This is a genomic window from Streptomyces thermoalcalitolerans, from assembly GCF_039525155.1.
In the GTDB taxonomy this organism is placed as follows: Bacteria; Actinomycetota; Actinomycetes; order Streptomycetales; family Streptomycetaceae; genus Streptomyces; species Streptomyces thermovulgaris.
Map to the genome: position 1 here is coordinate 16,928 of NZ_BAAAHG010000002.1, position 23,526 is coordinate 40,453.

Here is a 23,526-nt window from a genome sequence, read left to right on the forward strand (position 1 = left end):
CACGAGCCCTCCCCGTACCAGGCCCTTTTTTGCCCCGGCCCCCTTTCCGCCCGACCGTACGATGATGAGGGTCCCCCTGCTCGAGCGAGGCCCGAGAGCTCGGGGAAAGTCCCGTACGCACCGAGGAGGAAGACCGTGGCCGACGAGCTCACCCCGGAGACCCCGGACACCGCGCTCGACGAAGCCGCTGCGGCGGACGAACAGCCGATCAAGCAGCGCAAGAACGGCCTGTACCCGAGCGTGTCCGACGAGCTCGCCGAGAACATGAAGACCGGCTGGGCCGACACCGAGCTGCGCGACCTGAAGCCGATCGAGCAGGTGGAGCACACCGCGCGCCGCCGTGCCGCGCTGTCCGCGCGCTTCCCGGGCGAGCGTCTGGTGATTCCCGCGGGCAACCTGAAGACCCGTTCCAATGACACCGACTACCCCTTCCGGTCCGCGGTCGAGTACACCTACCTCACCGGCAACCAGACCGAGGACGGCGTCCTGGTCCTGGAGCCCACCGCGGACGGCCACCAGGCGACGCTCTACCTCCTGCCCCGCTCCAACCGGGAGAACGGCGAGTTCTGGCTCTCCGCGCAGGGCGAGCTGTGGGTCGGACGCCGCCACTCCCTGGCCGAGGCCGAGCAGCTGTACGGCATCCCGACCTCCGACGTGCGCGAACTGCCGCGGAAGCTGAGGGAGGCCACCGGCCCGGTCCGGGTCGTCCGCGGCCACGACGCCGGCATCGAGGCCGCCCTGACCGACAAGGTCACCGCCGAGCGCGACGAGGAGCTGCGTGTCTTCCTCTCCGAGATGCGCCTGGTCAAGGACGAGTTCGAGATCGGCGAACTGCAGAAGGCCGTCGACTCCACCGTGCGCGGCTTCGAGGACGTGGTGAGGGCCCTCGACAAGGCCGAGGCCACCTCCGAGCGTTACATCGAGGGGACCTTCTTCCTCCGCGCCCGGGTGGAGGGCAACGACGTCGGCTACGGCTCCATCTGCGCCGCCGGCCCGCACGCCTGCACGCTGCACTGGGTGCGCAACGACGGCCCCGTCCGCTCCGGTGACCTGCTCCTGCTGGACGCGGGCGTGGAGACGCACACCCTCTACACCGCCGACGTCACGCGCACGCTGCCCGTCAACGGCAAGTACAACGAGATCCAGAAGAAGATCTACGACGCGGTGTACGAGGCCCAGGAGGCCGGTATCGCGGCGGTCAAGCCGGGCGCCAAGTACCGCGACTTCCACGACGCCGCCCAGCGGGTGCTCGCCGAGAAGCTCGTCGAGTGGGGCCTGGTGGAGGGCCCGGTCGAGCGGGTGCTGGAGCTCGGCCTGCAGCGCCGCTGGACGCTGCACGGCACCGGCCACATGCTCGGCATGGACGTCCACGACTGCGCCGCCGCGCGCACCGAGACGTACGTCGACGGCACGCTGGAGCCGGGCATGGTCCTCACCGTCGAGCCCGGCCTGTACTTCCAGCCCGACGACCTGACCGTCCCGGAGGAGTACCGGGGCATCGGCGTCCGCATCGAGGACGACATCCTCGTCACGGAGGACGGCAACCGCAATCTCTCGGCGGCCCTGCCGCGCCGCTCCGACGAGGTCGAGGCGTGGATGGCGTCGCTCAGGAGCTGACGCTCAAAGAGCCGGCTCACACGCCGGTACGACGGGAACGGCCGGGCACCCGACGAGGTGCCCGGCCGTTCCCGTGCCCGGGGACGCGGACACGTGGACGGCGCCCGGTCCGGCGCCGAAGCGGGCCTGCGGCCTGCGGCCCGCGGCCTGCGGCACGAAGCGGCGCGGAGGACCCGGGCCGGGCTTGGAGAGCCCGCCGGACCGCCTACACCGCCATCAGCGGCGCGTCCTTCCGCCACTTGAGGGTCTTGTCGAAGCTCACCACCGCGCCGCCCCGCCCCGGCGCGCTGCCGATGCGGACGTGATCGGCGAGTTCCTGGATGAGGCACAGACCGCGGCCGTGCTCGGCCTCGGGGTGCACGGCGCGGAACGGGGGGCGGTGACCGCCGGGCGGAAAGCCGGGTCCCGCGTCGGCCACCTCGATACGGCACTTCTCCCCGTCGAGGTAGGCGGTGACGCGGTACGCCTCGGAGGAGTCGGCGCCCCCGCCGTGCTCGACCGCGTTCGCGCAGGCCTCGCTCAGGGCGACGGACAGGTCGTAGGAGACATCGGGGTCGACGCCCGCGGTCTCCATCGTGCCCAGCAGCAGCCGTCGGGCGAGCGGCACGCTCGCAGCGTCGCGCCGCAGATGGAGTGACCACCAGATGCTCATGCTCCAGCCTCCCGGCCGCGGCTCGACATACCGTTACCTATTGCCCCGCGTGTCCGGCCGTAAGCACAGAGTTGACAGCTCGCCGTCCAATCGGCGGATGTGACGGCCGAGGAACCGATGTATGGACGGGGCCGGTGGTGACGGACCGTGACCTTCCGGGCGTACCGCATCTTGTGGACCTGCCGTACGGCGCCCCGAGGGCCAGTGCGATGATGAGGCCACCATGGCTGCCCCCCACCCGCGCACGACGTGCGCCGGACGCGATCTCAGGATGCTGCGGGCCGCGGTGTTCACCGCGGTCTGTGTCGCGCTGGCCGCGGCCGGTCACGCGGTGGCCTCCTGCGCCGCGGTGCCCCTGTGGACGCTGGGCGCGGGATTCCTGGGGACGCTGGCCGTGGTGGCACCGCTCGCCGGGCGGACGCGTTCCCTGCCGGGGATCGCGGCCCTGCTCGCGGCGGGCCAGACCGCGCTGCACGTCCTGTTCGGGCTGGGGCAGAAAGGAACGGGCGGGACGCCCACGGGGCCGGCGGGCTCCGCGTCCGTCCTGTCCGACGCCGAGCTCGTCCAGCAGGCCGCGCGGTACGTGTGCGGGGCCGGCGTCGGGGCGATCAGCCCGGCCCAGGCCCACCGGATACTCGTCGAGGCGCACGTCTACGACGGCGGCGCGGGCATGGGCACCGCGCACCACTCGGCGGACGCCCTGGCCGCCCACGGTCCGGCCGCGCTGCTGCCGTCCCTGACGATGCTGCTCGTCCACGCTCTCGCCGCGGTCGCCGCCGGCTGGCTGCTGCGCCGCGGCGATCTGGCCCTGCTGCGGCTGCTCGACCTGTCGGCGCACGGAGTCGCCGAGAAAGCGCTCATGGGGTCCCTGCGCGCGGCGCTCGCGCTGGTGCGTGCCCTGTGCGCAGGGCTGCCGCCCGCGCCCGACGCGGTACCCCGTTTCCGGCGGGCCTCCGATCTCACGCCTCCGGCCCCCCGCACCACCGCACTCCAGCACACGGTGATCCGCCGCGGTCCGCCGACGGCCGCCGCGTTCGTCCTCGCTGCCTGACACGACGCGGCCACCGGCCCATCGAGCGGACTCCGCCCGAGGGAGCGGCCGCCGTCGTGCGGCACGCACGCGTGCCCGTCCGCCGGGAACACCGCCGCATCGCTGGTCCCGTGGTCCCGCCGTGCACGCACATCCCCCTGACATCGGATGACATCGGACACCCCCGACAAGGAGTGCATCCCTCATGAAGGCTTCCCGCCTCGCTGCCGCCGCCGCCCTCGCCGGCCCGGCCGTCCTCCTCCTGTCCGCCCCCGCCTTCGCGCACGTCAGCGTGCAGCCGGAGGGCACGGCGCCCAAGGGCGGTTACGCGACCATCGGCTTCAAGGTGCCCAACGAGCGCGACAACGCCTCCACCACCAAGCTCGAGGTCGTCTTCCCGACCGACCACCCGCTGGCCTCCGTGATGCCGCAGCCGGTGGACGGCTGGAAGATCGAGGTCACCAAGTCCAAGCTGGACAAGCCGCTCGAGGTGCACGGCAGGAAGATCTCCGAGGCCGTCAGCAAGGTCACCTGGACCGCCGACGGCAAGGGCATCGAGCCCGGCTACTTCCAGAAGTTCCCGGTCTCCGTGGGCGCTCTGCCCGAGGACACCGACCGGCTGGTCTTCAAGGCGCTCCAGACGTACTCCAACAAGGAGGTCGTGCGCTGGATCGAGGTGCCGCAGGAGGGCCAGGAGGAGCCGGACAACCCGGCGCCGGTGCTGGAGCTGACCGCGGCCTCGGACCACGGTCACGGCACGCCGGCCAAGGACACCAAGGCCGCCGAGGGCGCCAAGGGCGCCGAGAACGCCGCCCGGAGCACCGCCGCCGACGCCTCGAAGAGCGGCAGTGACACCGTCGCCCGTGTCCTCGGCGTCGCCGGCATCGTCGTCGGCGCCGCCGGTGTGGCCTTCGGCGTACTCGCCGGCCGCAAGCGGACCGCCGCCTGACCCGGTTCATCCGTCGGCGCCCGGGGGGCCGTGCGGCTCTTGCGTACGCCCCCCGGTGCGCGCCGGAGTTCTCACATCTGGGACATTTTCCTATGCGCAAGAAGACATTCGCAGTGGCCGCGCTGCTCGCCGCCGTCACGATGCCCCTCTCCGCCTGCGGCAGCGGCGACGACGGCAAAAAGCCCGTCGCCGTCGTCTCCGAGGACACCTCGCGGAAGGCCGCGACCGTTCTCGACACACCGTTCGAGAAGCCCGATCTGGTCCTCACCGACACCCGCGGCAAGCAGTACGACCTCCGCAAGGAGACCGCCGGCCGTCCGACGCTGATCTACTTCGGCTACACGCACTGCCCCGATGTCTGCCCGCTGACGATGAACAACATCGCGGTCGCCATGAAGAGCCTGCCCAAGGCCGATCAGGACAAGCTGCGCGTGGTGTTCGTCACCACCGACCCGGACCGCGACACCCCGGCCGAGCTCGGCACGTGGCTCAAAATGATCAACGCCGACTTCATCGGTCTGACCGGTGACTTCGCCACCATCCAGGCCGGCGCGCGCACCCTCGGCATCTCCATCGAGCCGACCACCAAGGACAAGAACGGCAAGCTCGTCTCGAACCACGGCACCCAGGTGGTCGCCTTCTCCCCGAAGACCGACGCCGGCTACGTCCTGTACGGCGAGGACGCCACCGTCGAGGACTACACCAAGGATCTCCCCAAACTCGTCAAGGGTGAGAAGCCGTGAGGCGGCCCGCACCGGCGGCCGCGCTCCTGGCCGCCGCCCTGACAGGAACGGTTCTGCTCACCGGCTGCGGCGGCTCCTCCGGCTCCGGCGACGGGAAGGCCGAGCTGTCCGTCCACTCCGCCTACATCCCCCAGCCCGTCTCGGACTCGCTGGCGGCCGGCTTTCTGACCATCGAGAACAAGGGCGACGCCGCCGACCGGCTCACCTCGGTCAGCAGCGCCGACGCGGGCGAGGTCACCGTGCACGAGACCGTCGACGGAGCGATGAGGGAGGCCGGACCCCTCACCGTCCCCGCCCATGGACGGCTCGTCCTCGAAAGCGGCGGCCACCACCTGATGTTCGACAAGCTGAAGCGCAGACTCCGCCAGGGCCAGACGGTCACCGTCGAACTGCACTTCGCGAAATCCGGCGACCTCGAGGTCGAGATGCCGGTGAAGGCGGCCACGTACCGCCCCACGACCGAGCACGGACACTGACGGAGGGACCCCTTGCCGCAGACCATCGCCTCCCGCGTCCGGAACCTGGTGCTGCTGCTCCTGGCCGCCACCGGGATGCTGTTCGCCGGGGCCGCCCCGGCCTCCGCTCACGCCGCGCTGACCGGCAGTGATCCCCAGCAGGGGGTGGTGGTCGACGAGGCGCCCGGCCAGGTGTCGCTGACCTTCTCCGAACAGGTCGCCCTGAACGACGACTCGCTGCGCGTGCTCGATCCCCAGGGCAACCGTGTCGACACCGGGAAACCCTTCGAGGCCGGCGGGACGACCTACGCCGTGCGGCTGCGCGGCGGTCTGCCGGACGGCACCTACACCGTCGTCTACCAGGTGGTCTCGGTCGACAGCCATCCCGTCGGGGGCGCCTACACCTTCTCCGTCGGCGCCCCTTCCAAGACCTCCGTCGCGGTCGGCGACCAGGAGGTGGGCGGCGGAGTCGTCGGCGCGCTCTACGCGGTCGGGCGGTATGTGTCGTACGCCGGTTTCGTCGTCCTGGTCGGCGGCGCCGCCTTCGTCCTGGCCTGCTGGCGGCGCGGCGCGGGGGTGCGGGCCGTCCAGCGACTCGTCGTCTCCGGCTGGGTCACCCTCACCGCGGCCACGCTCGTCCTGCTGCTCCTGCGCGGCGCCTACACCACCTCCGGAAAGGCCGCGGACATCTTCGACCTGACCCTCCTCGGACAGGTCCTCCAGACCAAGACGGGCGCCGCCCTCGTCTCCCGGCTGCTGCTGCTCGCCGCGGCGGCCCTGTTCATCGCGGTGCTCTTCGGGGCGTACACCCGTCCGTCGCCCACCGCCCCGGACGGCGGCACCACACGCCGGCCGGACGGTTCGCCTTCGTCCCCGCCTTCCTCCGCCTCACCCGGCCCTTCTGCTTCCTCCGGCTCCTCTGCTCCTTCTGATTCCTCTGCTCCCTCTGACGCGTCCGGTGACACGCCCGGTGACACGCCCGGCTCGAAGGGCGAGGAGGACACACGCGACCCGGCCCTCGGGCTCGCCATCGGCGGAACCGCGATCGCCGCCGGACTCGCGGCCAGCTGGGCCATGTCCGAACACGCCTCGACCGGGCCGCAGGCGGGTGTCGCGATGCCCGTCGACGTCCTCCATCTGCTCGCCATGGCCACCTGGCTCGGCGGGCTCACCGCCCTCCTCGTCGCGCTGTACAGGACGTTCGAGCAGGCCCCGATCGAGACCGCGGCCGTACGCCGCTTCTCCCGTCTCGCCTTCGGTTCCGTCCTCGTCCTGGTGGTCACCGGGATCTACCAGTCCTGGCGCCAGACCGGCTCCTGGCCGGCGCTCACCGGCACCCGCTACGGGCAGCTGCTCCTGGTCAAAATCGGTCTGGTGGCGCTGCTGGCCGGTCTCGCCTGGATCTCCCGTCGCTGGACGGGACGGCTGGCGGAAACCGTGACCGCAAGGACGGCGGTGACCGCACGCACCAAGGTCCCGGCGGCCGTGGGCGGGGAATCCGGTGCGCACGAAGGCGCCGGGACCGGTACCGGAACCGACGCCGGGCCGGGAGACACGGGAGACACGGGAAAGGGAGACGGAGACAAGGAAAACGCGGAAAACAAGGAGAAGCCCGGGTCCGACAGGACCGCGGACACCGGGAACGGGACCACGGAAGCCGGGAACAAGGCAGCTAGCGCCGGAAACGGGACGACTGGCGCCGGTGGCACAACCACGCAGGCCGGAGGCGGGGCCACGGACGGTGAGACCCCCCAGCGGGCCGCTCAGCTCGCCCGGCAGCGGGCCGCCATGGAGGCCGCACGGCGCAAGCGGCTGCGGGACGCCGACCCCCACCGCCTGGGACTGCGCCGGTCCGTGCTGGCGGAAGCCGCTGTCGCCGTCGTCCTGCTCGCCGTCACCACCGCGCTGACACAGACCGAACCGGGACGCACCGAGGTGGAGACCACGGCCGCCACAGCGTCCTCGTCCTCGTCTTCGTCGTCGTCCTCGCCGGAAGGCGCGATCACCCTCGACATGCCCTTCGACACCGGCGGACAGAACGGCAAGGGCCTCGTACGGCTCGACATCGACCCCGCGCGCGTGGGCGGCAACGAAATGCACATCTACGTCCAGCGCACCGACGGGCGCCCCTACGACATCCCCGAGGTCAAGGTCGCCTTCTCGCTCGCCGCCAAGAAGCTCGGACCGCTGCCGGTGGTCCCCGACCGCCTCGGCACCGGACACTGGGCCGCGAGCGGAGTGCAGATTCCTCTGGCCGGCGACTGGAAGATCGAGGTGACCGTGCGGACCTCCGACATCGACCAGGTGACCGTCACCAAGAACGCGCAGATCGGCTGAACACCACCATGACCGACCAGTCCACCCCGGAGGCCACCTCCCCGAACTCCCCGTCCGCGGTTTCCGCGCCCACGACACCGGACGCCCCCGCGAGAGCGGGCCTGTCACGCCGGCAGCTGCTCGGCACGGCCGGTGCGACCGGGCTCGTCTTCGGCGCGGCGGGTGCCGCCGTCGGATACACGACGGCCCCTGCCGACGCCACCCCGCTCACCTCGCTCGGCGCCAAGCGGGCGATGTTTCACGGGAAACATCAGCCCGGCATCGTCGACCCTCCGCAGGCCCGCGGCCATCTCATCGCCTTCGACCTCGCCCCCGGCGCGGGCCGCAAGGAGGCCGCCGCGCTGCTGCGCCGCTGGTCGACGACGGCCGAGCGGCTGATGGCCGGCGAGCCGGCTCCCCATGACGACACCGGTATCGCCCTTGACGCCGGCCCCTCCTCCCTGACGATCACCTTCGGCTTCGGCCGCTCCTTCTTCGACCGGACAGGCCTGCAGAAGCAGCGGCCCGGCGCCCTGGAGCCCCTGCCCGACTTCTCCTCCGACCGGCTCGACAAGGCTCGCAGCGACGGTGATCTGTGGGTACAGATCGGCGCGAACGACGCGCTGGTCGCCTTCCACGCCCTGCGCGCCCTGCAGAAGGACGCGGGCGGCGCCGCCCGCGTCCGCTGGCAGATGAACGGCTTCAACCGCTCCCCCGGCGCCACGGCACACCCCATGACGACCCGCAACCTCATGGGCCAGGTCGACGGCACCCGCAACCCCAAGCCGTCCGACCCCGACTTCGAGCAGCGCGTCTTCGTCCCCGCGGACGGTGAACCGGCCTGGATGGCGAACGGTTCCTATGCCGTCGTACGCCGCATCCGCATGCTGCTGGACGAGTGGGAGAAGCTGTCACTCGCCCAGCAGGAGAACGTCATCGGGCGCCGCAAGTCCGACGGGGCGCCGCTCAGCGGGGGCACCGAGACGACCGAGATGGACCTGGAGAAGACCGGGAAGGACGGCAGCTATGTCATCCCGGTCAACGCGCACGCGCGCATCACCCGGCCCGACCAGAACGGCGGCGCGGCCATGCTCCGGCGCCCCTTCTCCTACCACGACGGCTTCGACGCCGACGGCACTCCCGACGCGGGCCTGCTGTTCATCTGCTGGCAGGCGGATCCGCTGCGCGGCTTCATCCCGGTGCAGCGCAAGCTGGACCGCGGCGACGCGCTGTCGCCGTACATCCGGCACGAGGCGAGCGGACTGTTCGCGGTGCCGGGCGGGGCGGCCAAGGGCGAGTACGTGGGGCAGCGGCTGCTGGAGGGGTGAGCGCGGCGAGAGAAAACGAGAGGGGACGAAAGGGAGCAAAAGAGCACAAGAGGGAATACGTCGAGACACGTCGAGTACATCGAGTGCGTCGAGTACGTCGAGAAGGAGCCTCTTGAGGGAGCACCTTTCGGACAGGGTTGCGCGGGTCCGCTCTCGGGAGGGGCTCCCCCGGGACACGCGCGCCCGCCTCCCGGACGGCGACTAGGGTGAAGTCATGCCAGCGAGCTACGCATATCTCGGCCCCGAGGGCACCTTCACCGAAGTCGCCCTGCGCACCCTTCCCGAGGCAGCCACCCGGGAACTGGTCCCGTATGTGTCGGTGCAGTCCGCGCTGGACGCGGTGCGTGCCGGTGAAGCCGAGGCCGCGTTTGTGCCGATCGAGAACTCCGTCGAGGGCGGCATCACCGCCACCCTCGACGAGCTGGTCGCGGGCGAGCCGCTGATGATCTACCGCGAGGTGCTGCTGTCGATCGCCTTCGCGCTGCTGGTCAGGCCCGGCACCACGCTGTCCGACATCAAGACGGTCACCGCCCACCCGGCCGCCCAGCCGCAGGTGCGCAACTGGCTGAAGAAGAACCTCCCGGACGCGGTCTGGGAGTCGGCCGCCTCGAACGCGGACGGCGCCCGTCTGGTCCAGGAGGGCCGCTACGACGCCGCCTTCGCCGGTGAGTTCGCGGCCGAGCGCTATGGGCTCGTCCCCCTGGAGACGGGCATCCACGACGCCGAGAACGCGCAGACGCGCTTTGTGCTGGTCGGCCGCCCCGCCCGGCCCGCCGCCCCGAGCGGCGCGGACAAGACCTCCGTGGTGCTGTGGCAGCGCGACGACCACCCCGGTGGGCTGCGCGATCTGCTGGGCGAGTTCAGCACCCGCGGCATCAACCTGATGCTGCTGCAGTCCCGCCCGACGGGTGCCGGCATCGGCAACTACTGCTTCTGCATCGACGCCGAGGGGCACATCAACGACCGCCGGATGGCCGAGGCCCTGATGGGGCTGAAGCGGGTCTGTCTGCAGGTGCGCTTCCTGGGCTCGTACCCGCGCGCGGACATCAGCGCGGCGGACGTCCGGCCTCCGCTGCCCGGGACCTCGGACGAGGAGTTCGCGGCGGCGGCGGACTGGGTGGCGCGCTGCCAGGACGGTCGTTTCTAGCCGGAGACGTTATCCACAGAAGTTGTCCACAGGTCTTCTTCTCGACCAGGGGACAAGTCGACATCCAAGGGCGATTCGATCAACAAATGCCCGTGCACTCCCTTGAGGGAGGCAAGAGAGACAAGTCGCCCTTCGTCCACTTGTCTCCTTTCATTCATCTTTTGAGGTGACGCCTTTCCATCCGAAAGTGGGGCACCGGGCCGGCTCGAGCGAGGAATTCTTCCTTTCGGTCACGCTTTCCGGAGTGATCAATTCCGGCTTCCACAGATCTTCCGCACACCCTGTGGATAACTTTCCCGGACATGTGGACCGCTGTGGACAACGCGCTCCCAGCCCCTGGTCCGAGGGGGAATTTCGGTCAGCCGCAGCCCCGCCGCCCCGCTCAGGGGCTTGGGGCACCCCTTGCTTGATACAGGGAGAAATACCCCCATAACGGTACGTAATGCGCGGTTCGGAATACTGAGTCGTGAGGCGGAACGCCGCACCGGTAGCCTTGGCCACGTGATTGACCTTCGCCTGCTCCGTGAGGACCCCGACCGTGTGCGCGCCTCCCAGCGCGCCCGTGGAGAGGACGTCGCGCTCGTCGACTCCCTCCTGGCCGCCGACGAGCGGCGCAGGTCCTCCGGCGTCCGTTTCGATGAACTGCGCGCCGAACAGAAGGCGCTGGGCAAGCTCATCCCCAAGGCCTCCGGCGAGGAAAAGGCCGAACTGCTGGAGAAGGCGAGCCGGCTGGCCGCCGAGGTCAAGGCCGCCGACGCCGAGCGCGACGCGGCGGACGCCGAAACGCAGGAGCTGCTGCTCCAGCTCGGCAACCTCGTGCACCCCGACGTGCCCGTCGGCGGCGAGGACGACTTCGTCACGCTGGAGACGCACGGCACGATCCGTGACTTCGAGGCCGAGGGCTTCACGCCCAAGGACCACCTGGAGCTCGGGCAGCTGCTCGGCGCGATCGACGTGGAGCGCGCCGCGAAGGTATCCGGTTCGCGTTTCTACTTCCTCACCGGTGTCGGCGCCCTGCTGGAGCTGGCCCTGGTGAACGCGGCGATGGCCCAGGCCACCGCGGCCGGCTTCACCCCGGTGCTGACCCCGGCGCTGGTCCGCCCGCAGGCGATGGCCGGCACCGGCTTCCTCGGCCAGGCCGCCCAGGACGTGTACCAGCTGGAGAAGGACGACCTGTACCTGGTCGGCACGTCCGAGGTGCCGCTGGCGGCCTACCACATGGACGAGATCATCGACGCCGAGCGTCTGCCGCTGCGGTACGTCGGCTTCTCCCCGTGCTTCCGCCGCGAGGCCGGCTCGCACGGCAAGGACACCCGCGGCATCTTCCGCGTCCACCAGTTCGACAAGGTCGAGATGTTCTCCTACGTCACCCCCGAGGAGTCGCAGGAGGAGCACCGGCGGCTGCTGGAGTGGGAGAAGCAGTGGCTGACCTCGCTGGAGCTGCCGTTCCGGGTCATCGACGTGGCCTCGGGTGACCTGGGCGCCTCGGCCTCGCGCAAGTTCGACTGCGAGGCGTGGATCCCGTCCCAGGGCAGGTACCGCGAGCTGACCTCGACCTCGGACTGCACCGAGTTCCAGTCCCGCCGGCTGCAGATCCGGGTGCGCGAGGGCAAGAAGGTCCGCCCGCTGGCCACGCTCAACGGCACGCTGTGCGCCATCCCGCGCACGATCATCGCGCTCCTGGAGAACCACCAGCAGGCCGACGGCTCCGTGCGCGTGCCCGAGGTGCTGCGTCCCTATCTCGGCGGCCGGGAGGTCCTGGAGCCGGTGGCCAAGTGAGCCATACCCCCGGACTCTTTCCCTACAAGCTGATCGCCACCGACCTCGACGGCACCCTTCTGCGCTCCGACGGGTCGGTCTCGGACCGCACGCGTGAGGCACTCGCCGCGGCCACCGCGGCGGGTGCCGCGCATCTCGTGGTCACGGGCCGCGCGGTGCCCTGGACACGGCCCATCCTCGACGACCTCGGCTACCGGGGCCTCGCGGTCTGCGGCCAGGGCGGCCAGGTGTACGACGCCGGGGAGCACCGCCTGCTGACCTCGGTGACCCTGGACCGGGAGCCGGCCGGTACGGCGCTGGCCAAGATCGAGGCCGAGACCGGTCCGCTGTTTCTGGCGGGCAGCCGCGACGGCCTGGACGGCGAGGTGCTCGTGGGTCCCGGCTACACGGTCTCGGGTCCGCTGCCGACGACTCCGCTCACGGACGTCTCGGACCTGTGGAACGCGCCCCTCAACAAGATCTACATCCAGCATCCGACGCTCACGGACGACGAGCTGGCCGACGTGGCCCGCCGGACCACCGACGGTCTCGTCTCGGTCACCGTGGCCGGGGAGGGCGTCGTCGAGCTGCTGCCGCTCGGTCTGTCGAAGGCGACGGGCCTGTCGCTGGCCGCGCGGCGGCTGGGGCTGAAGGCGGAGGACGCCATCGCCTTCGGCGACATGCCCAATGACGTCCCGATGTTCTCCTGGGCGGCCCACGGCGTGGCCATGGCCAACGCCCACAGGGAGCTGAAGGCGGTCGCGGACGAGGTGACGGCCTCGAACGACGAGGACGGCATCGCGGTGGTGCTGGAGAAGCTGCTGGGCTGAGGTGCCGGCCGAGGTACCGGCCGGCCGGCGTCCGGGGCTTCTGTCCGCGGTCCTTGCCCTCGGCCGCGGTTTCCGCCTTCGCTTCCCGTTCTCGTCTGCTCTCGTTTGGCTCTCGGGCTGTTCTCGGTCGTGCTGTCGGTCTGAGCGGAGGATGCACGGATCGAACGTGCGCGGGCTTTTCGGCCCGACCACGGCTTAGCAAGCCGGTGCCTTACCACTCGGCCAATCCTCCGGGTGGGCGGCCCACGCGAAGCGATTCGCGTGCTCGAAGCGGCCGCCCCGGGCAGCTCCCCGTGCGGGCGGCTCGACGGAGCGGGTAGTTACTCCGGAGCCTGCCGCGGGCTGCCCTGCCGGGAGCTCGGCGTACTGCCGTGCATGGACATCGCCAGCTCCTCTCCCGGATCGTGACACCGCCCCGTGCGGCGTGGTGGACACCACCACTGTGCCGTGACAAGAGGCGTCGGCGCCACCGAATTACGAGGTGACCGGCCGACCACGCGACCGGACGACACACGACCGGCCCGGTCGCCACGACCGGGCCGGTCACCGCCGCCGGCGCTCCTCGCTTCTCACTCCTCGCCGGCGAGCGTCAGCGACCGCAGCTTCTGTCCGGCGTACCAGGTGGCCACCACGGTCACCAGCACCAGCAGCACGGTCGCGGCCGGCAGTCCGACGTCGGAGGTGACCAGGTCCCCGCCGGCGACCTCGTGGGCGACGGCCAGCGCCCACTGCTGGATGCTCAGCGTGCGCGCCCCGGGGACCAGGGAGCCGAACAGCATCTCCCACACGAGCGCGTAGACGAGTCCGAAGACCACCGCGTGCCGGGAGGCCGTGCCCAGCAGGAGGAAGAGGGCCGCGTAGGCGATGGAGGCGACCAGCGCGGCCACGGTGTAGGCGACGGCGATCTGCTGGCCGTTGCCGTTGAGGATCAGTCCGGCGATCAGCGTCGGCACCGCGGAGAACACCATGGTCACCGCGATCGCCACGATCAGCTTGGTGAAGATGATCGTCGACCGCTTCAGCGGCTTGGACAGCAGGTACACCACCGAGCCGTCGTCGATCTCCGGCCCGATGGCACCGGTACCGGCGATGACGCCGATGATCGGCACCATGGTGGCGAGCGCGAGCCCGCCGAGGACGTTCACCGCGGTCTGGTCGTCGGCTCCGGCGAGAGCGCGGACGGCGACGGCGATCACGATCAGCAGCAGCGGCAGCGCGCCGAGGATCAAGGCCCGACGGCGGCCGAGCAGGGCCCGGTAGGTGAGCCGGGCGACTGTGGGGTCGTACATCGTGGCCTCCTACGCCGCGACCAGGTACGAGAAGACGGACTCGAGGGACTCGTCGGACGGCGAGACCGTGTGCAGCCGGATGCCGAGGTCCCGGGCCACCTTCGGCAGCAGGGCCGTGAACCGGCCGAAGTCGACGGCCTGGATGTGCAGTGCGCCCTCGGTGAGGTCCACCTCGATGCCGGACGTCGAGGGGTCGGCGATCAGCGCGGCCGCAAGAGCGCGGTCGTCGCTGGAGCGCACCAGGTAGCGGTGCGGACGGTCGGTCATCAGACGGCGGATCTTGCGGAAGTCGCCGCTGGCCGCGTGGCGTCCGGCGACGATGACCTCGATGTGCCAGGCGAGCTGCTCGACCTCCTCCAGGATGTGGGAGGAGAACAGCACCGTGCGGCCCTCGTCGCCCATGCGCCGCAGCAGGTCCATCAGCTGCATGCGCTGGCGCGGGTCCATGCCGTTGAACGGCTCGTCGAGCAGGAGCAGCGAGGGTTCGTGGACCAGGGCGCTCGCCATCTTCACGCGCTGCCGCATGCCCTTGGAGTAGGTGGAGATCTTCCGGTCCTGCGCGTACTCCATCTCGACGGTGGCGAGCGCCTTCTGGGCGGCCTTGGCGCCCAGACCGTGCAGTTCGGCGCTGGCGAGGACGAACTCGCGGCCGGTGAGGAAGTCGTACATCGCCTCCCGTTCGGGGACGATGCCGATGTGCCGGTAGATCTGCTCGTTGCGCCACACCGGCTGTCCGTCGAGGGTGACGCTGCCGGTGGAGGGGGCGAGGAAGCCGGCCATCATGTTGATCAGCGTGGACTTCCCGGCGCCGTTGGGGCCGAGCAGACCGGTGACGCCCGGGCCGATCGTCATGGTGATGTCGTTGACGGCGACCACGTTGCCGAACCAGCGGGAGACGTGGTCGATGCTGAGGGTCGTCACATTCCCACCTTCTTGTAGCGGCGCACCAGCAGACCGTATGCGGCGGCGGCGAGGCCGAGGACGACGAGGAGGTAGACGACGCCCTGCGCCGTGCTGGGCTCGACACCACCGGGCACCGTGGAGGTCGCGCCCAGGAAGGCGGTCTGCACTCCGTCGATCAGGGTGACCGGCGAGAACAGGCCGATCCAGGGGATGACGCCGGTGTTCTCCTGGACGTACGCGATGGCCTGGAGAGTGGAGACGGCGCCGTAGGAGATCATCAGTACGGCGATCACGGCGGCGATGCCGAAACCGCGGCGCGGGGTGACGGCGGCGACGACCAGGCCGATGCCGGAGAAGAGCAGGGAGAGCAGGGCCACGGAGACGAGTCCCTGGGCGAATCCCTTGGTCTGGTCGGTGAAGTCCAGCTTGGCCAGCAGGGCGCCCACATAGAGCACCAGCAGCGGGGCGGCGGTCAGGATGAACATCGCCGAGGCCAGCGCCGCGTACTTGGCACGGACGTAGTCGGAGACCTCGATGGGCCGCGAGAAGTACAGCGGCACGGTCCTGAAACGCAGGTCGCGGGAGACGGCCTGCGGTGCCTGCGAGGCGACGTAGAGGCTGATGACAGCCTGCATGATGAGGGCGTAGTCCGTGTAGGCGATGGGCAGGTCCTTGGCCTTGGTGAAGACCGCGACGGCGACCATGATGGCCGCGGGGACGCACATCACCGCGAACAGCAGCATGGGCAGCACTTTGGACTTCACCGAACGGCCGAGGCCGTAGGCGCCGCGCAGCGACTGCACGTACAGCGAGCGGCGGGCATAGGCGCGGCCGAGACGGGGACCGTCGTAGGTGCGGTAGCCGATGTCGTGGATACGGGCCTGGTCGCCCGAGGGCGGTGCCGCGGAGTGCTCAACCGCCATGGCCGACCGCCTCCTTCCGCTGTCCGTCGCGCTGTTCGTCACGGTCACGCTGTCCGTCGTTGTCCCGGAAGACCTCCGAGATGTGGTGCCGGCGCTGCTCCATGCGCACCAGGCCGAGACCGAGGTCCGCGACCACGTCCCGCACCAGGTCGTACGTCTCCTCGCCCTGCGCGGTGAGCAGCAGGACGTGGCCGGCGCCCGGCAGGCCCGCGCCGTCCTGGGTGTCCACCCCGCGCGCACGGAGCGCCTCACGCACCGCGCGGGTGCCGTCCGGGTGCTCGTCGCTGTCGGTGACCTCGATGGCGAGGGTGGTCGTGGTCTGGGTGAAGTCGGTGGTGGAGCTGGAGCGCAGAAGCTTGCCGCCGTCGATGACGACGACGTGGTCACAGGTGCGCTCGAGCTCGCCCAGCAGGTGCGAGGTGACCAGGACCGAGATGCCGAAGTCGGTGTGGATGCGGCGGATCAGTCCGAGCATCTCGTCGCGGCCGACCGGGTCGAGGCCGTTGGTCGGCTCGTCGAGGAAGACCAGCTGCGGGTCGTGCACCAGCGCCTGGGCGAGTTTCACGCGCTGCTTCATGCCGGTGGAGTAGCCGCCGATGGGACGGTAGCGCTCCTCGTACAGGCCGACATGACGCAGGGTGTCCGCGGTGCGCTCGCGCGCGGCCGCCGGGGGCAGGCCGGACATGCGCGCCATGTGGACGACGAACTCGGTGGCCGAGACGTCGGGCGGCAGACAGTCGTGCTCCGGCATGTAGCCCACGCGCTCGCGGATGGCGGAGCCCTTGGTGGCGACATCGAGGCCGAGCACCTCGGCGCGGCCCTCGGTGGCGGGGGACAGACCCAGCAGGATCTTGATCAGTGTGGACTTGCCGGCTCCGTTGGCACCGACGAGACCGGTCACACCGGGTCCGATGTCCACAGAGAGCCGGTCAAGCGCGGTCACCCGGGGGTACCGCTTGCTCAGGCTTTCGGTCGCGATCACAGTCACGCCGTTGACGGTAGTGAGCCGTGCTCCGCCCGTCGTCAGCCCCGAGGGCCGTCTTGACATCAGACTCGAGTAGTAGGGGGACCCTAAGGGGGACACCCTCAGGTCTCAGGCGGCCGTGGAGGGGGAGGACGTGCGTGGTCCTGGAGGAGGACGACGCGTGCGACCGCCGCCGACGGACGCGTGGGAGCGGCCGGGTGCGCACGGGCGGGCCGCGCGGATACGTCCGCCGCAGAAGTCGCCGATCCCGGCAAAGCGCCCCGAGGTAACGGCCGGTTGTCCACAGGTTCTGTCAATTTCCCTGTGGACAACACAACTTGACTGTGGATCAAACCTCCGGAGCGATATTGACCTGCGTGATGTTCGTCTCTTCCGGCAGGCTGGTCGAATGGACGCACGACGCACCGTGAAGGTGTCGAAGTACCTCGCCCGGCACCTCCGCCACCAGCCCGAAAGGATCGGACTCTCCCTCGACGAGGGCGGCTGGGTCGAGATCGACACGCTGCTCGCGGCGGCGGCCGCCCACGGCTTTCCCATCTCGCGCGCGGAGCTGGACCATGTGGTCGCCACCAACGACAAGCGGCGCTTCACCATCGAGGGCACCCGCATCCGTGCCGCCCAGGGTCACAGCATCAAGGTCGACCTCGCCCTGCCGGCCGCGACCCCGCCGCCGTACCTCTACCACGGAACGGTGACCCGCCATCTGAACGCCATCCGCGCCGAGGGCCTGCGGCCCATGCGCCGGCACGATGTGCATCTCTCGCCCGATCGCGAGACCGCGATCCGTGTCGGCGCCCGCCGCGGCCGTCCGGTGGTGCTCACCGTGAACGCGGCCGCCATGCACCGCGACGGCCATGTCTTCCGCGTCAGCGCCAACGGGGTATGGCTGACGAAGGCCGTGCCGCCGCGCTACCTGAGTTTTCCTCCCTCCCCTGAGCCCGATCCGGCGCGGCCGAGGACATGACCCCGCGGTTTGGCGTACGTCAGACCGCGGCGTCTCCCACCCGGCTGCCGGCTGAGCATGCCGCTGCCGGGTGACCGCACACACGAAGCACGCTCGGCGCTCGCCCTCAGCCCGTGTCCGGCCGACCGCGTGCGGTGATGGTTTCACGTGGAACATCCGTGAGTGCCTAGGCTCGGGCCCATGAGTCTGCGTTTGAGCACCGTGATCCTTCCGTACCGTCGCTGGCAGGAGGGTGGTCGTTCGGCGTGGATCCGTGCCGAACAGCTCGGCTTCCACACCGCGTACACCTACGACCATCTGTCCTGGCGCAGCTTCCGGAACGGCCCGTGGTTCGGAGCCGTCCCGACGCTGACCGCCGCGGCGGCCGTGACCGACCGGATACGGCTGGGCACCTTGGTGGCTTCGCCGAACTTCCGGCACCCGGTCCCCTTCGCCAAGGAGCTGATCTCCCTGGACGACATCTCCGGTGGGCGGGTCACGCTCGGCATCGGCGCGGGCGGCACCGGCTTCGACGCCACCGCGCTCGGGCAGGAGGTGTGGACGCCTCGGGAGCGGGCCGACCGGTTCGCCGAGTTCGTCTTCCTGCTCGACCGGCTGCTGACCGAGGACACAGTGTCGTACGAGGGCGAGTTCTACTCGGCTCACGAGGCTCGCAACATCCCCGGCTGTGTGCAGCGGCCCCGGCTGCCGTTCGCGGTGGCCGCGACCGGCCCGCGCGGGCAGCGGCTTGCCGCACGGTACGGGCAGGCCTGGGTGACCACCGGCGACCCCAAGCTGTACGAGAACGGCACACCGGAACAGTCGGTCCGGGCCCTCCGCGCTCAGATCGAGAAGCTCGCGGAGGCCTGCGCCGCAGAAGGCCGCGCTGTCACCGAACTCGACAAGATTCTGCTGACCGGATTCACCCCGGACCGGGGGCGGCCGCTGGAATCCCTCGACGCGTTCGTCGACTTCGCCGGCCGACACCAGGAGCTGGGCTTCACCGAGATCGTGGTCCACTGGCCGATCCCCGATTCGGACTTCGCCTCGGACGAGAAGGTCTTCGAGACGATCGCCCTGGAAGCGACCGCTCAGCTGACGTGACCGATATGGCCCCTCAGATGTGCGGACTGTCGCACGATCGTTTGGCATATGCGCCACAATGAGCCGATGACCTCAGCGACCCGACAGCCCAAGGACCCGGTCTCCCTCCAGCTCTCGGCCCCCCTTAGACGAAGGGGTGCGCCGACCGTTCCGCCGCGGCTGATCGCCACCGATCTCGACGGCACCCTGCTGCGTGACGACAAGTCGGTCTCCCCGCGCACGATCGCCGCCCTGGCGGCCGCGGAGGAGGCGGGCATCGAGGTCTTCTTCGTCACCGGCCGCCCGGCCCGCTGGATGGACGTAGTCGCCGACCACGTCCACGGACACGGCCTGGCGATCTGCGGCAACGGCGCGGCCGTGGTGGACCTGCACGGCGGTCCCGGCGCCCACCGCTTCGTGCAGGTGCGCGAACTGGCGCGGGAGAACGCGCTGGACGCGGTGCGGCTGGTGCGCGAGGCGGCACCGGGCACGGTGTACGCAGTCGAACAGACGTACGGCTTCTATCAGGAGCCGGCCTATCCGAAGCTGCACATGGAGATACCCGACGCCCTGGCGCCCGCCGAGGAACTGCTGGCGGAGGGCGGGCTCGGCACCCAGCAGCCGATCCTGAAGATCCTCGCCTACCACCCCACGCTCGATCCGGACACGTTCCTCACCGTCGCCCGGCTCGCCGTCGGCGACCGTGCCACCATCACCCGGTCCAGCCCCAGCGCTCTGCTGGAGATCAGCGGCCCGGGTGTCTCCAAGGCGAGCACGCTGGCGCTGTGCTGTGCCGAGCGCGGCATCTCGCACGAGGAGGTCGTCGCCTTCGGCGACATGCCGAACGACATCGAGATGCTCACCTGGGCCGGCCAGTCCTACGCCATGGGCAACGCCCACCCCGACGCGATCGCGGCGGCCTCGGGCGTGACCTTCGCCAACAACGAGGACGGGGTCGCCGTGGTGATCGAACGGCTGCTGGGGGAGCGGCTGTAACGATTCGGCGGGGCCCGGCCCACGGGTGAGCCGCTACCCCGCCTCCACCAGCAGCTGGGCCTCCGCCTCCCGCTCGACCATCTGCCGCAGCGGTCCCGGCAGTGCGGCCAGCTCCGCATACGTCCCCCGCTGGACCACATGCCCCCGGTCCAGGACGATCACCTCGTCCACGGCCTCCAGCCCGGCCAGACGGTGTGTGATGAGCAGCGTCGTACGGCCCTCGGTGGCGGCCAGCAGGTCGGCGGTGAGCGCGTCGGCGGTCGCCAGGTCGAGGTGCTCGGCGGGCTCGTCGAGCACGAGCACCGGGAAGTCGGCGAGCAGCGCACGGGCCAGGGCCAGCCGCTGCCGCTGCCCGCCCGACAGCCGGGCCCCGTGCTCGCCGACGAGTGTGTCGAGCCCGTCGGGCAGGGTGTCGACCCAGTCGAGCAGCCGGGCCCGTGCGAGGGCGTCCCGCAGTTCGGCCTCGGTCGCGTCCTTCTTCGCGAGCAGCAGGTTCTCCCGCACCGAGCTGTCGAAGAGGTGCGCGTCCTGGGCGCACAGTCCGACCAGCCGCCGTACGTCGTCGCCGGACAGGTCACGGGCATCGACGCCGCCGAGGGTGCAGGTGCCCGCTTCCGCGTCGAGGAAGCGCAGCAGCACCTGGGCGAGCGTGGTCTTGCCGGACCCGGACGGCCCGACCACGGCGACCCTGCGGCCCTGTGTGAGGGTCAGGCTGACGCCGGAGAGCGCCGGCCGGTCCTGGCCCGCATGACGGGCCGTCAGACGGTCGATGACGAGCGGGAAGGGGGAGGCGGGCGCCTGCCGGGGCCGCTCCGGCTCGTGGACGGGTCCGGGAGCGTCCAGGACCTCGTACACCCGCTCCGCGCTGCGACGCACCCGCTGCCGGTACTGCACGGCGAGCGGCATGCCGAGAACCGCTTCGAAGGCGGCCAGCGGGGTGAGGACGACCACGGCCATGGCCACACCGGCCAGCCGTCCGTCGGCGACCGCCCGGGCGCCGAGGAGGGCCGCCGCCGCGACGGTCAGCCCGGAGATCAGGGCGGTGAGTCCGCCGCCGATCGCGGTGGCGGTGGCGGCGCGCGAGGAGATCCGGGTCAGAGCGTCGTCGGCCCGCCGGGTCTCGGCGGTACGGGCGGGCAGGGCACCGGCGACCGTCAGTTCGGCGGTGCCGGTGAGCAGATCGGTCACCCGGGTGGCGAGGGCGCCCCGTGCGGGGGCGAGCCGGTGCTCGGCGCGCCGTGACACGGCCCCGGTGACCAGGGGGACACCCGCCCCGGCCGCGAGCAGGCCGGCGGCGAGCACCGCACCGGCCTCGGGCAGCAGCCGGCCCGTGAAGACGACGGAGGCCATGGACACGATCAGTGCCGCACCGGCGGGCAGCAGCCAGCGCAGCCAGTAGTCCTGCAGCGCGTCCACGTCCGCGACGAGCCGGGTGAGCAGATCGCCGCGGCGCATCCGGTGCAGTCCGGCGGGCGCCAGCCGTTCCAGCCGCCGGTAGACGGCCACCCGTACATCGGCCAGCACCCGCAGCACGGCGTCGTGCGACACCAGCCGTTCCGTGTACCGGAAGACCGCCCGCCCGATGCCGAAGGCCCTGGTCGCCGTGACGGCCATCATCAGGTGGAGCACGGGCGGCTGCTGGGACGCCCGCGAGATGAGCCATCCGGACGTGGCCATCAGCCCGACCGCGCTGCCGAGCGCGAGACTGCCGAGCAGCAGGGCGAGAAAGAGACGGCCGCGCCGGGGGCCGGACATCGCCCGGACCCGGGTGAGAACGTCCCCCTTGGCTGCCGCGCCCTCGGCTTCGGGCCCGGGGGAGGCAGCGGTGTGTTCCGGCAGCGGCTTGTCCGCCGGCCGCGCCGTGCTGCTCGAGACCGCGGCCCGCGCGGAGGCGTGGGACTCGGCCTCGCCGAGGCGCACCACCCGGTCCGCCACCTCCAGCAGGGCCGGCCGGTGCACCACCATCAGCACCGTCCGCCCGGCGGACAGGCGTCGCACCGCTGCCACGATCTCCGCCTCGGTGGCTCCGTCCAGCGCGGCCGTCGGTTCGTCGAGCAGCAGGACGGGCCGGTCGGCGAGGAAGGCCCGGGCGAGCGCGAGCCGCTGGCGCTGTCCTGCGGACAGCCCGGCCCCGTCCTCACCGAGCCTGGTGTCCATCCCCTCGGGCAGCGTGTCCACGAACTCCAGCGCACCGGCGTCGGCCAGCGCACTGCGCACGGCGGCGTCGTCCGCGTCGGGCCGCGCCAGCCGTACGTTCTCGGCGACGGTCCCGGCGTACAGGTGCGGCCGCTGCGGCACCCAGGCGATCCGCGACCGCCACTGCTCCAGGTCGAGATCGGCCAGATCGGCTCCCGCGATCCGCACCCGGCCCGCGGTGGGCCGCACGAACCCCAGCAGCACGTTCAGCAGGGTCGACTTGCCCGCACCGCTGGGTCCGACGAGCGCGACCGTCTCCCCCGGCCGCACCGCGAAGGACACGTCCGTCACGGCGTCCGCGGACCGCCCGGGATAGCGGACGGTCACCTTCTCGAAGGCCAGGGTGCCCGTCGGGACGGCGCCGGTACCGGACACCGGCACCGGTGTCTCCAGGACGGCGAAGACCTCCTCGGCCGCCGCCAGTCCCTCCGCCGCCGCGTGGTACTGCGCACCCACCTGCCGCAGCGGGAGATACGCCTCGGGTGCGAGCACGAGGATGACCAGCCCGGTGTACAGATCCATGCCGCCGTGGACGAGCCGCATGCCGATCGCGACCGCGACCAGGGCCACCGACAGGGTGGACAGCAGCTCCAGGGCGAAGGAGGACAGGAAGGCGATCCGCAGCGTGCGCATGGTCGCCCGCCGGTACTCACCGGTGATGCGCCGGATCGACTCCGCCTGCGCCTTGGCCCGGCCGAACACCTTCAGGGTCGGCAGCCCCGCCACAATGTCCAGGAAGTGCCCGGACAGCCGGGACAGCAGCCGCCACTGACGGTCCATACGGGACTGCGTGGCCCAGCCGATCAGCACCATGAAGACGGGGATCAGCGGAAGGGTGCCCACAATGAGGGCCGCGGAGACCCAGTCCTCGGTGACGATCCGCGCGAGCACCGCCACCGGGACGACCACCGCCAGCCCCAACTGCGGCAGATAGCGCGCGAAGTAGTCGTCCAGGGCGTCGATCCCGCGTGTGGCCAGGGCGACCAGCGAGCCGGTCCGCTGCCCGCTCAGCCAGCCGGGGCCGAGTGCCGTCGCACGCTCCAGCAGCCGTCCGCGCAGCTCCGACTTCACCGCCGCGCTCGCCCGGTGCGCGGCGAGCTCGGTCAGCCAGGAGACCAGCGCACGGCCGCAGGCCACGGCCACCAGCAACAGCAGGGGAGTGCGGAGTGCGGCCACCGTCCTGTGGTGCTGGAAAGCGCCCACCACCACCTCGGCGATGAGCATCGCCTGGGCGATCATCAGCCCCGCGCCGACGGCGCCCAGCCCGACGACGGCCACCAGGAAGAGCCGGGTGGCACGAGCGTGACGGAGAAGTCGCGGATCGATCGGTTTCATGCGAGAGACGCCCTTCGGCCCCAAGGGGGTGTTTCACGTGAAACACCC

At 71.1% G+C, this 23,526-nt stretch carries 19 protein-coding genes and 1 tRNA gene; 13 read left to right on the plus strand and 7 right to left on the minus strand.

Going from position 1 to position 23,526, the window contains the following annotated elements; translation table 11 throughout:
- Window positions 1–135: 135 nt before the first annotated feature.
- A complete protein-coding gene (locus ABD224_RS01505; RefSeq protein WP_344045824.1) occupies window positions 136–1,617 on the plus strand; it encodes an aminopeptidase P family protein in 1,482 nt (493 codons plus the stop codon).
- Window positions 1,618–1,822: 205 nt separating this feature from the next.
- Here ABD224_RS01505 and ABD224_RS01510 read toward each other — a convergent pair whose 3' ends face one another.
- Window positions 1,823–2,269, minus strand: coding sequence for an ATP-binding protein (locus ABD224_RS01510; RefSeq protein ID WP_344045826.1), 447 nt, complete (start codon window positions 2,267–2,269; stop codon window positions 1,823–1,825).
- A gap of 223 nt (window positions 2,270–2,492) precedes the next feature.
- Between ABD224_RS01510 and ABD224_RS01515 the strand changes: the two genes are divergently transcribed.
- From ABD224_RS01515 to ABD224_RS01555, 9 genes are all read left to right on the plus strand, one after another.
- The gene (locus ABD224_RS01515) at window positions 2,493–3,320 is read left to right on the plus strand and encodes a hypothetical protein (RefSeq protein ID WP_344045827.1); all 828 of its coding nucleotides are present in this window, start codon (window positions 2,493–2,495) and stop codon (window positions 3,318–3,320) included.
- A 184-nt stretch (window positions 3,321–3,504) separates the two neighbouring features.
- Window positions 3,505–4,248, plus strand: a complete 744-nt coding sequence (locus ABD224_RS01520; protein ID WP_344045829.1) for a YcnI family copper-binding membrane protein — start codon at window positions 3,505–3,507, stop codon at window positions 4,246–4,248.
- A gap of 92 nt (window positions 4,249–4,340) precedes the next feature.
- The gene (locus tag ABD224_RS01525) at window positions 4,341–4,991 is read left to right on the plus strand and encodes an SCO family protein (RefSeq protein WP_344045831.1); all 651 of its coding nucleotides are present in this window, start codon (window positions 4,341–4,343) and stop codon (window positions 4,989–4,991) included.
- The gene (locus tag ABD224_RS01530; protein WP_344045834.1) at window positions 4,988–5,467 is read left to right on the plus strand and encodes a copper chaperone PCu(A)C; all 480 of its coding nucleotides are present in this window, start codon (window positions 4,988–4,990) and stop codon (window positions 5,465–5,467) included. The genes ABD224_RS01525 and ABD224_RS01530 overlap by 4 nt, the downstream gene beginning before the upstream one ends.
- Before the next feature lie 12 nt (window positions 5,468–5,479).
- A complete protein-coding gene (locus ABD224_RS01535; protein WP_344045836.1) occupies window positions 5,480–7,783 on the plus strand; it encodes a copper resistance CopC/CopD family protein in 2,304 nt (767 codons plus the stop codon).
- A gap of 8 nt (window positions 7,784–7,791) precedes the next feature.
- Window positions 7,792–9,090: an iron uptake transporter deferrochelatase/peroxidase subunit gene (gene efeB / locus ABD224_RS01540; RefSeq protein WP_344045838.1), complete on the plus strand. Its 1,299-nt coding sequence runs from the start codon at window positions 7,792–7,794 to the stop codon at window positions 9,088–9,090.
- A 214-nt stretch (window positions 9,091–9,304) separates the two neighbouring features.
- Window positions 9,305–10,237: a prephenate dehydratase gene (pheA, locus tag ABD224_RS01545; RefSeq protein WP_344045840.1), complete on the plus strand. Its 933-nt coding sequence runs from the start codon at window positions 9,305–9,307 to the stop codon at window positions 10,235–10,237.
- A 501-nt stretch (window positions 10,238–10,738) separates the two neighbouring features.
- A complete protein-coding gene (serS, locus tag ABD224_RS01550) occupies window positions 10,739–12,016 on the plus strand; it encodes a serine--tRNA ligase (RefSeq protein ID WP_344045842.1) in 1,278 nt (425 codons plus the stop codon).
- A complete protein-coding gene (locus ABD224_RS01555; RefSeq protein ID WP_344045844.1) occupies window positions 12,013–12,825 on the plus strand; it encodes an HAD family hydrolase in 813 nt (270 codons plus the stop codon). Before serS ends, ABD224_RS01555 begins: the two co-directional genes overlap by 4 nt.
- 145 nt (window positions 12,826–12,970) lie before the next feature.
- Here the strand turns inward: ABD224_RS01555 and ABD224_RS01560 are convergent.
- From ABD224_RS01560 to ABD224_RS01580, 5 genes are all read right to left on the minus strand, one after another.
- Window positions 12,971–13,057, minus strand: a tRNA-Ser gene (locus ABD224_RS01560).
- Window positions 13,058–13,394: 337 nt separating this feature from the next.
- Entirely contained in the window at window positions 13,395–14,114 is a 720-nt protein-coding gene (locus ABD224_RS01565; RefSeq protein WP_344045846.1) for an ABC transporter permease subunit, read from the minus strand.
- A gap of 9 nt (window positions 14,115–14,123) precedes the next feature.
- Window positions 14,124–15,035: an ABC transporter ATP-binding protein gene (locus tag ABD224_RS01570; protein ID WP_344045848.1), complete on the minus strand. Its 912-nt coding sequence runs from the start codon at window positions 15,033–15,035 to the stop codon at window positions 14,124–14,126.
- Window positions 15,032–15,940 carry an ABC transporter permease gene (locus tag ABD224_RS01575; protein WP_344045850.1) on the minus strand — a complete coding sequence of 303 codons (909 nt, stop codon included), beginning with the start codon at window positions 15,938–15,940 and terminating at the stop codon, window positions 15,032–15,034. The genes ABD224_RS01570 and ABD224_RS01575 overlap by 4 nt, the downstream gene beginning before the upstream one ends.
- On the minus strand, window positions 15,930–16,922 hold the full coding sequence (locus tag ABD224_RS01580; RefSeq protein WP_344046267.1) for an ABC transporter ATP-binding protein: 993 nt from the start codon (window positions 16,920–16,922) through the stop codon (window positions 15,930–15,932). Before ABD224_RS01580 ends, ABD224_RS01575 begins: the two co-directional genes overlap by 11 nt.
- 391 nt (window positions 16,923–17,313) lie before the next feature.
- On the opposite strand from ABD224_RS01580, the gene ABD224_RS01585 reads away from it, so the two are divergent.
- The 3 genes from ABD224_RS01585 to ABD224_RS01595 all read left to right on the plus strand — a co-directional run bounded on the left by ABD224_RS01585 (window position 17,314) and on the right by ABD224_RS01595 (window position 19,947).
- Window positions 17,314–17,889, plus strand: a complete 576-nt coding sequence (locus tag ABD224_RS01585) for an RNA 2'-phosphotransferase (protein ID WP_344045852.1) — start codon at window positions 17,314–17,316, stop codon at window positions 17,887–17,889.
- Between the two features lie 180 nt (window positions 17,890–18,069).
- Window positions 18,070–18,972 carry an LLM class flavin-dependent oxidoreductase gene (locus ABD224_RS01590; RefSeq protein ID WP_344045854.1) on the plus strand — a complete coding sequence of 301 codons (903 nt, stop codon included), beginning with the start codon at window positions 18,070–18,072 and terminating at the stop codon, window positions 18,970–18,972.
- A 66-nt stretch (window positions 18,973–19,038) separates the two neighbouring features.
- A complete protein-coding gene (locus tag ABD224_RS01595; RefSeq protein ID WP_344045856.1) occupies window positions 19,039–19,947 on the plus strand; it encodes a Cof-type HAD-IIB family hydrolase in 909 nt (302 codons plus the stop codon).
- Between the two features lie 33 nt (window positions 19,948–19,980).
- On the opposite strand, the gene cydD is transcribed toward ABD224_RS01595, so the two are convergent.
- The gene (gene cydD, locus ABD224_RS01600) at window positions 19,981–23,478 is read right to left on the minus strand and encodes a thiol reductant ABC exporter subunit CydD (protein ID WP_344045858.1); all 3,498 of its coding nucleotides are present in this window, start codon (window positions 23,476–23,478) and stop codon (window positions 19,981–19,983) included.
- Between the last annotated feature and the right edge of the window lie 48 nt (window positions 23,479–23,526).

Bases quoted from the DNA above. Each gene is read 5' to 3' on its own strand.
- ABD224_RS01510 (WP_344045826.1), bottom strand. From the start codon at position 2,269: ATGAGCATCTGGTGGTCACTCCATCTGCGGCGCGACGCTGCGAGCGTG.
- ABD224_RS01515 (WP_344045827.1), top strand. From the start codon at position 2,493: ATGGCTGCCCCCCACCCGCGCACGACGTGCGCCGGACGCGATCTCAGG.
- ABD224_RS01520 (WP_344045829.1), top strand. From the start codon at position 3,505: ATGAAGGCTTCCCGCCTCGCTGCCGCCGCCGCCCTCGCCGGCCCGGCC.
- ABD224_RS01525 (WP_344045831.1), top strand. From the start codon at position 4,341: ATGCGCAAGAAGACATTCGCAGTGGCCGCGCTGCTCGCCGCCGTCACG.
- efeB (WP_344045838.1), top strand. From the start codon at position 7,792: ATGACCGACCAGTCCACCCCGGAGGCCACCTCCCCGAACTCCCCGTCC.
- pheA (WP_344045840.1), top strand. From the start codon at position 9,305: ATGCCAGCGAGCTACGCATATCTCGGCCCCGAGGGCACCTTCACCGAA.
- ABD224_RS01565 (WP_344045846.1), bottom strand. From the start codon at position 14,114: ATGTACGACCCCACAGTCGCCCGGCTCACCTACCGGGCCCTGCTCGGC.
- ABD224_RS01575 (WP_344045850.1), bottom strand. From the start codon at position 15,940: ATGGCGGTTGAGCACTCCGCGGCACCGCCCTCGGGCGACCAGGCCCGT.
- ABD224_RS01585 (WP_344045852.1), top strand. From the start codon at position 17,314: ATGGACGCACGACGCACCGTGAAGGTGTCGAAGTACCTCGCCCGGCAC.
- ABD224_RS01590 (WP_344045854.1), top strand. From the start codon at position 18,070: ATGAGTCTGCGTTTGAGCACCGTGATCCTTCCGTACCGTCGCTGGCAG.
- ABD224_RS01595 (WP_344045856.1), top strand. From the start codon at position 19,039: ATGACCTCAGCGACCCGACAGCCCAAGGACCCGGTCTCCCTCCAGCTC.
- cydD (WP_344045858.1), bottom strand. From the start codon at position 23,478: ATGAAACCGATCGATCCGCGACTTCTCCGTCACGCTCGTGCCACCCGG.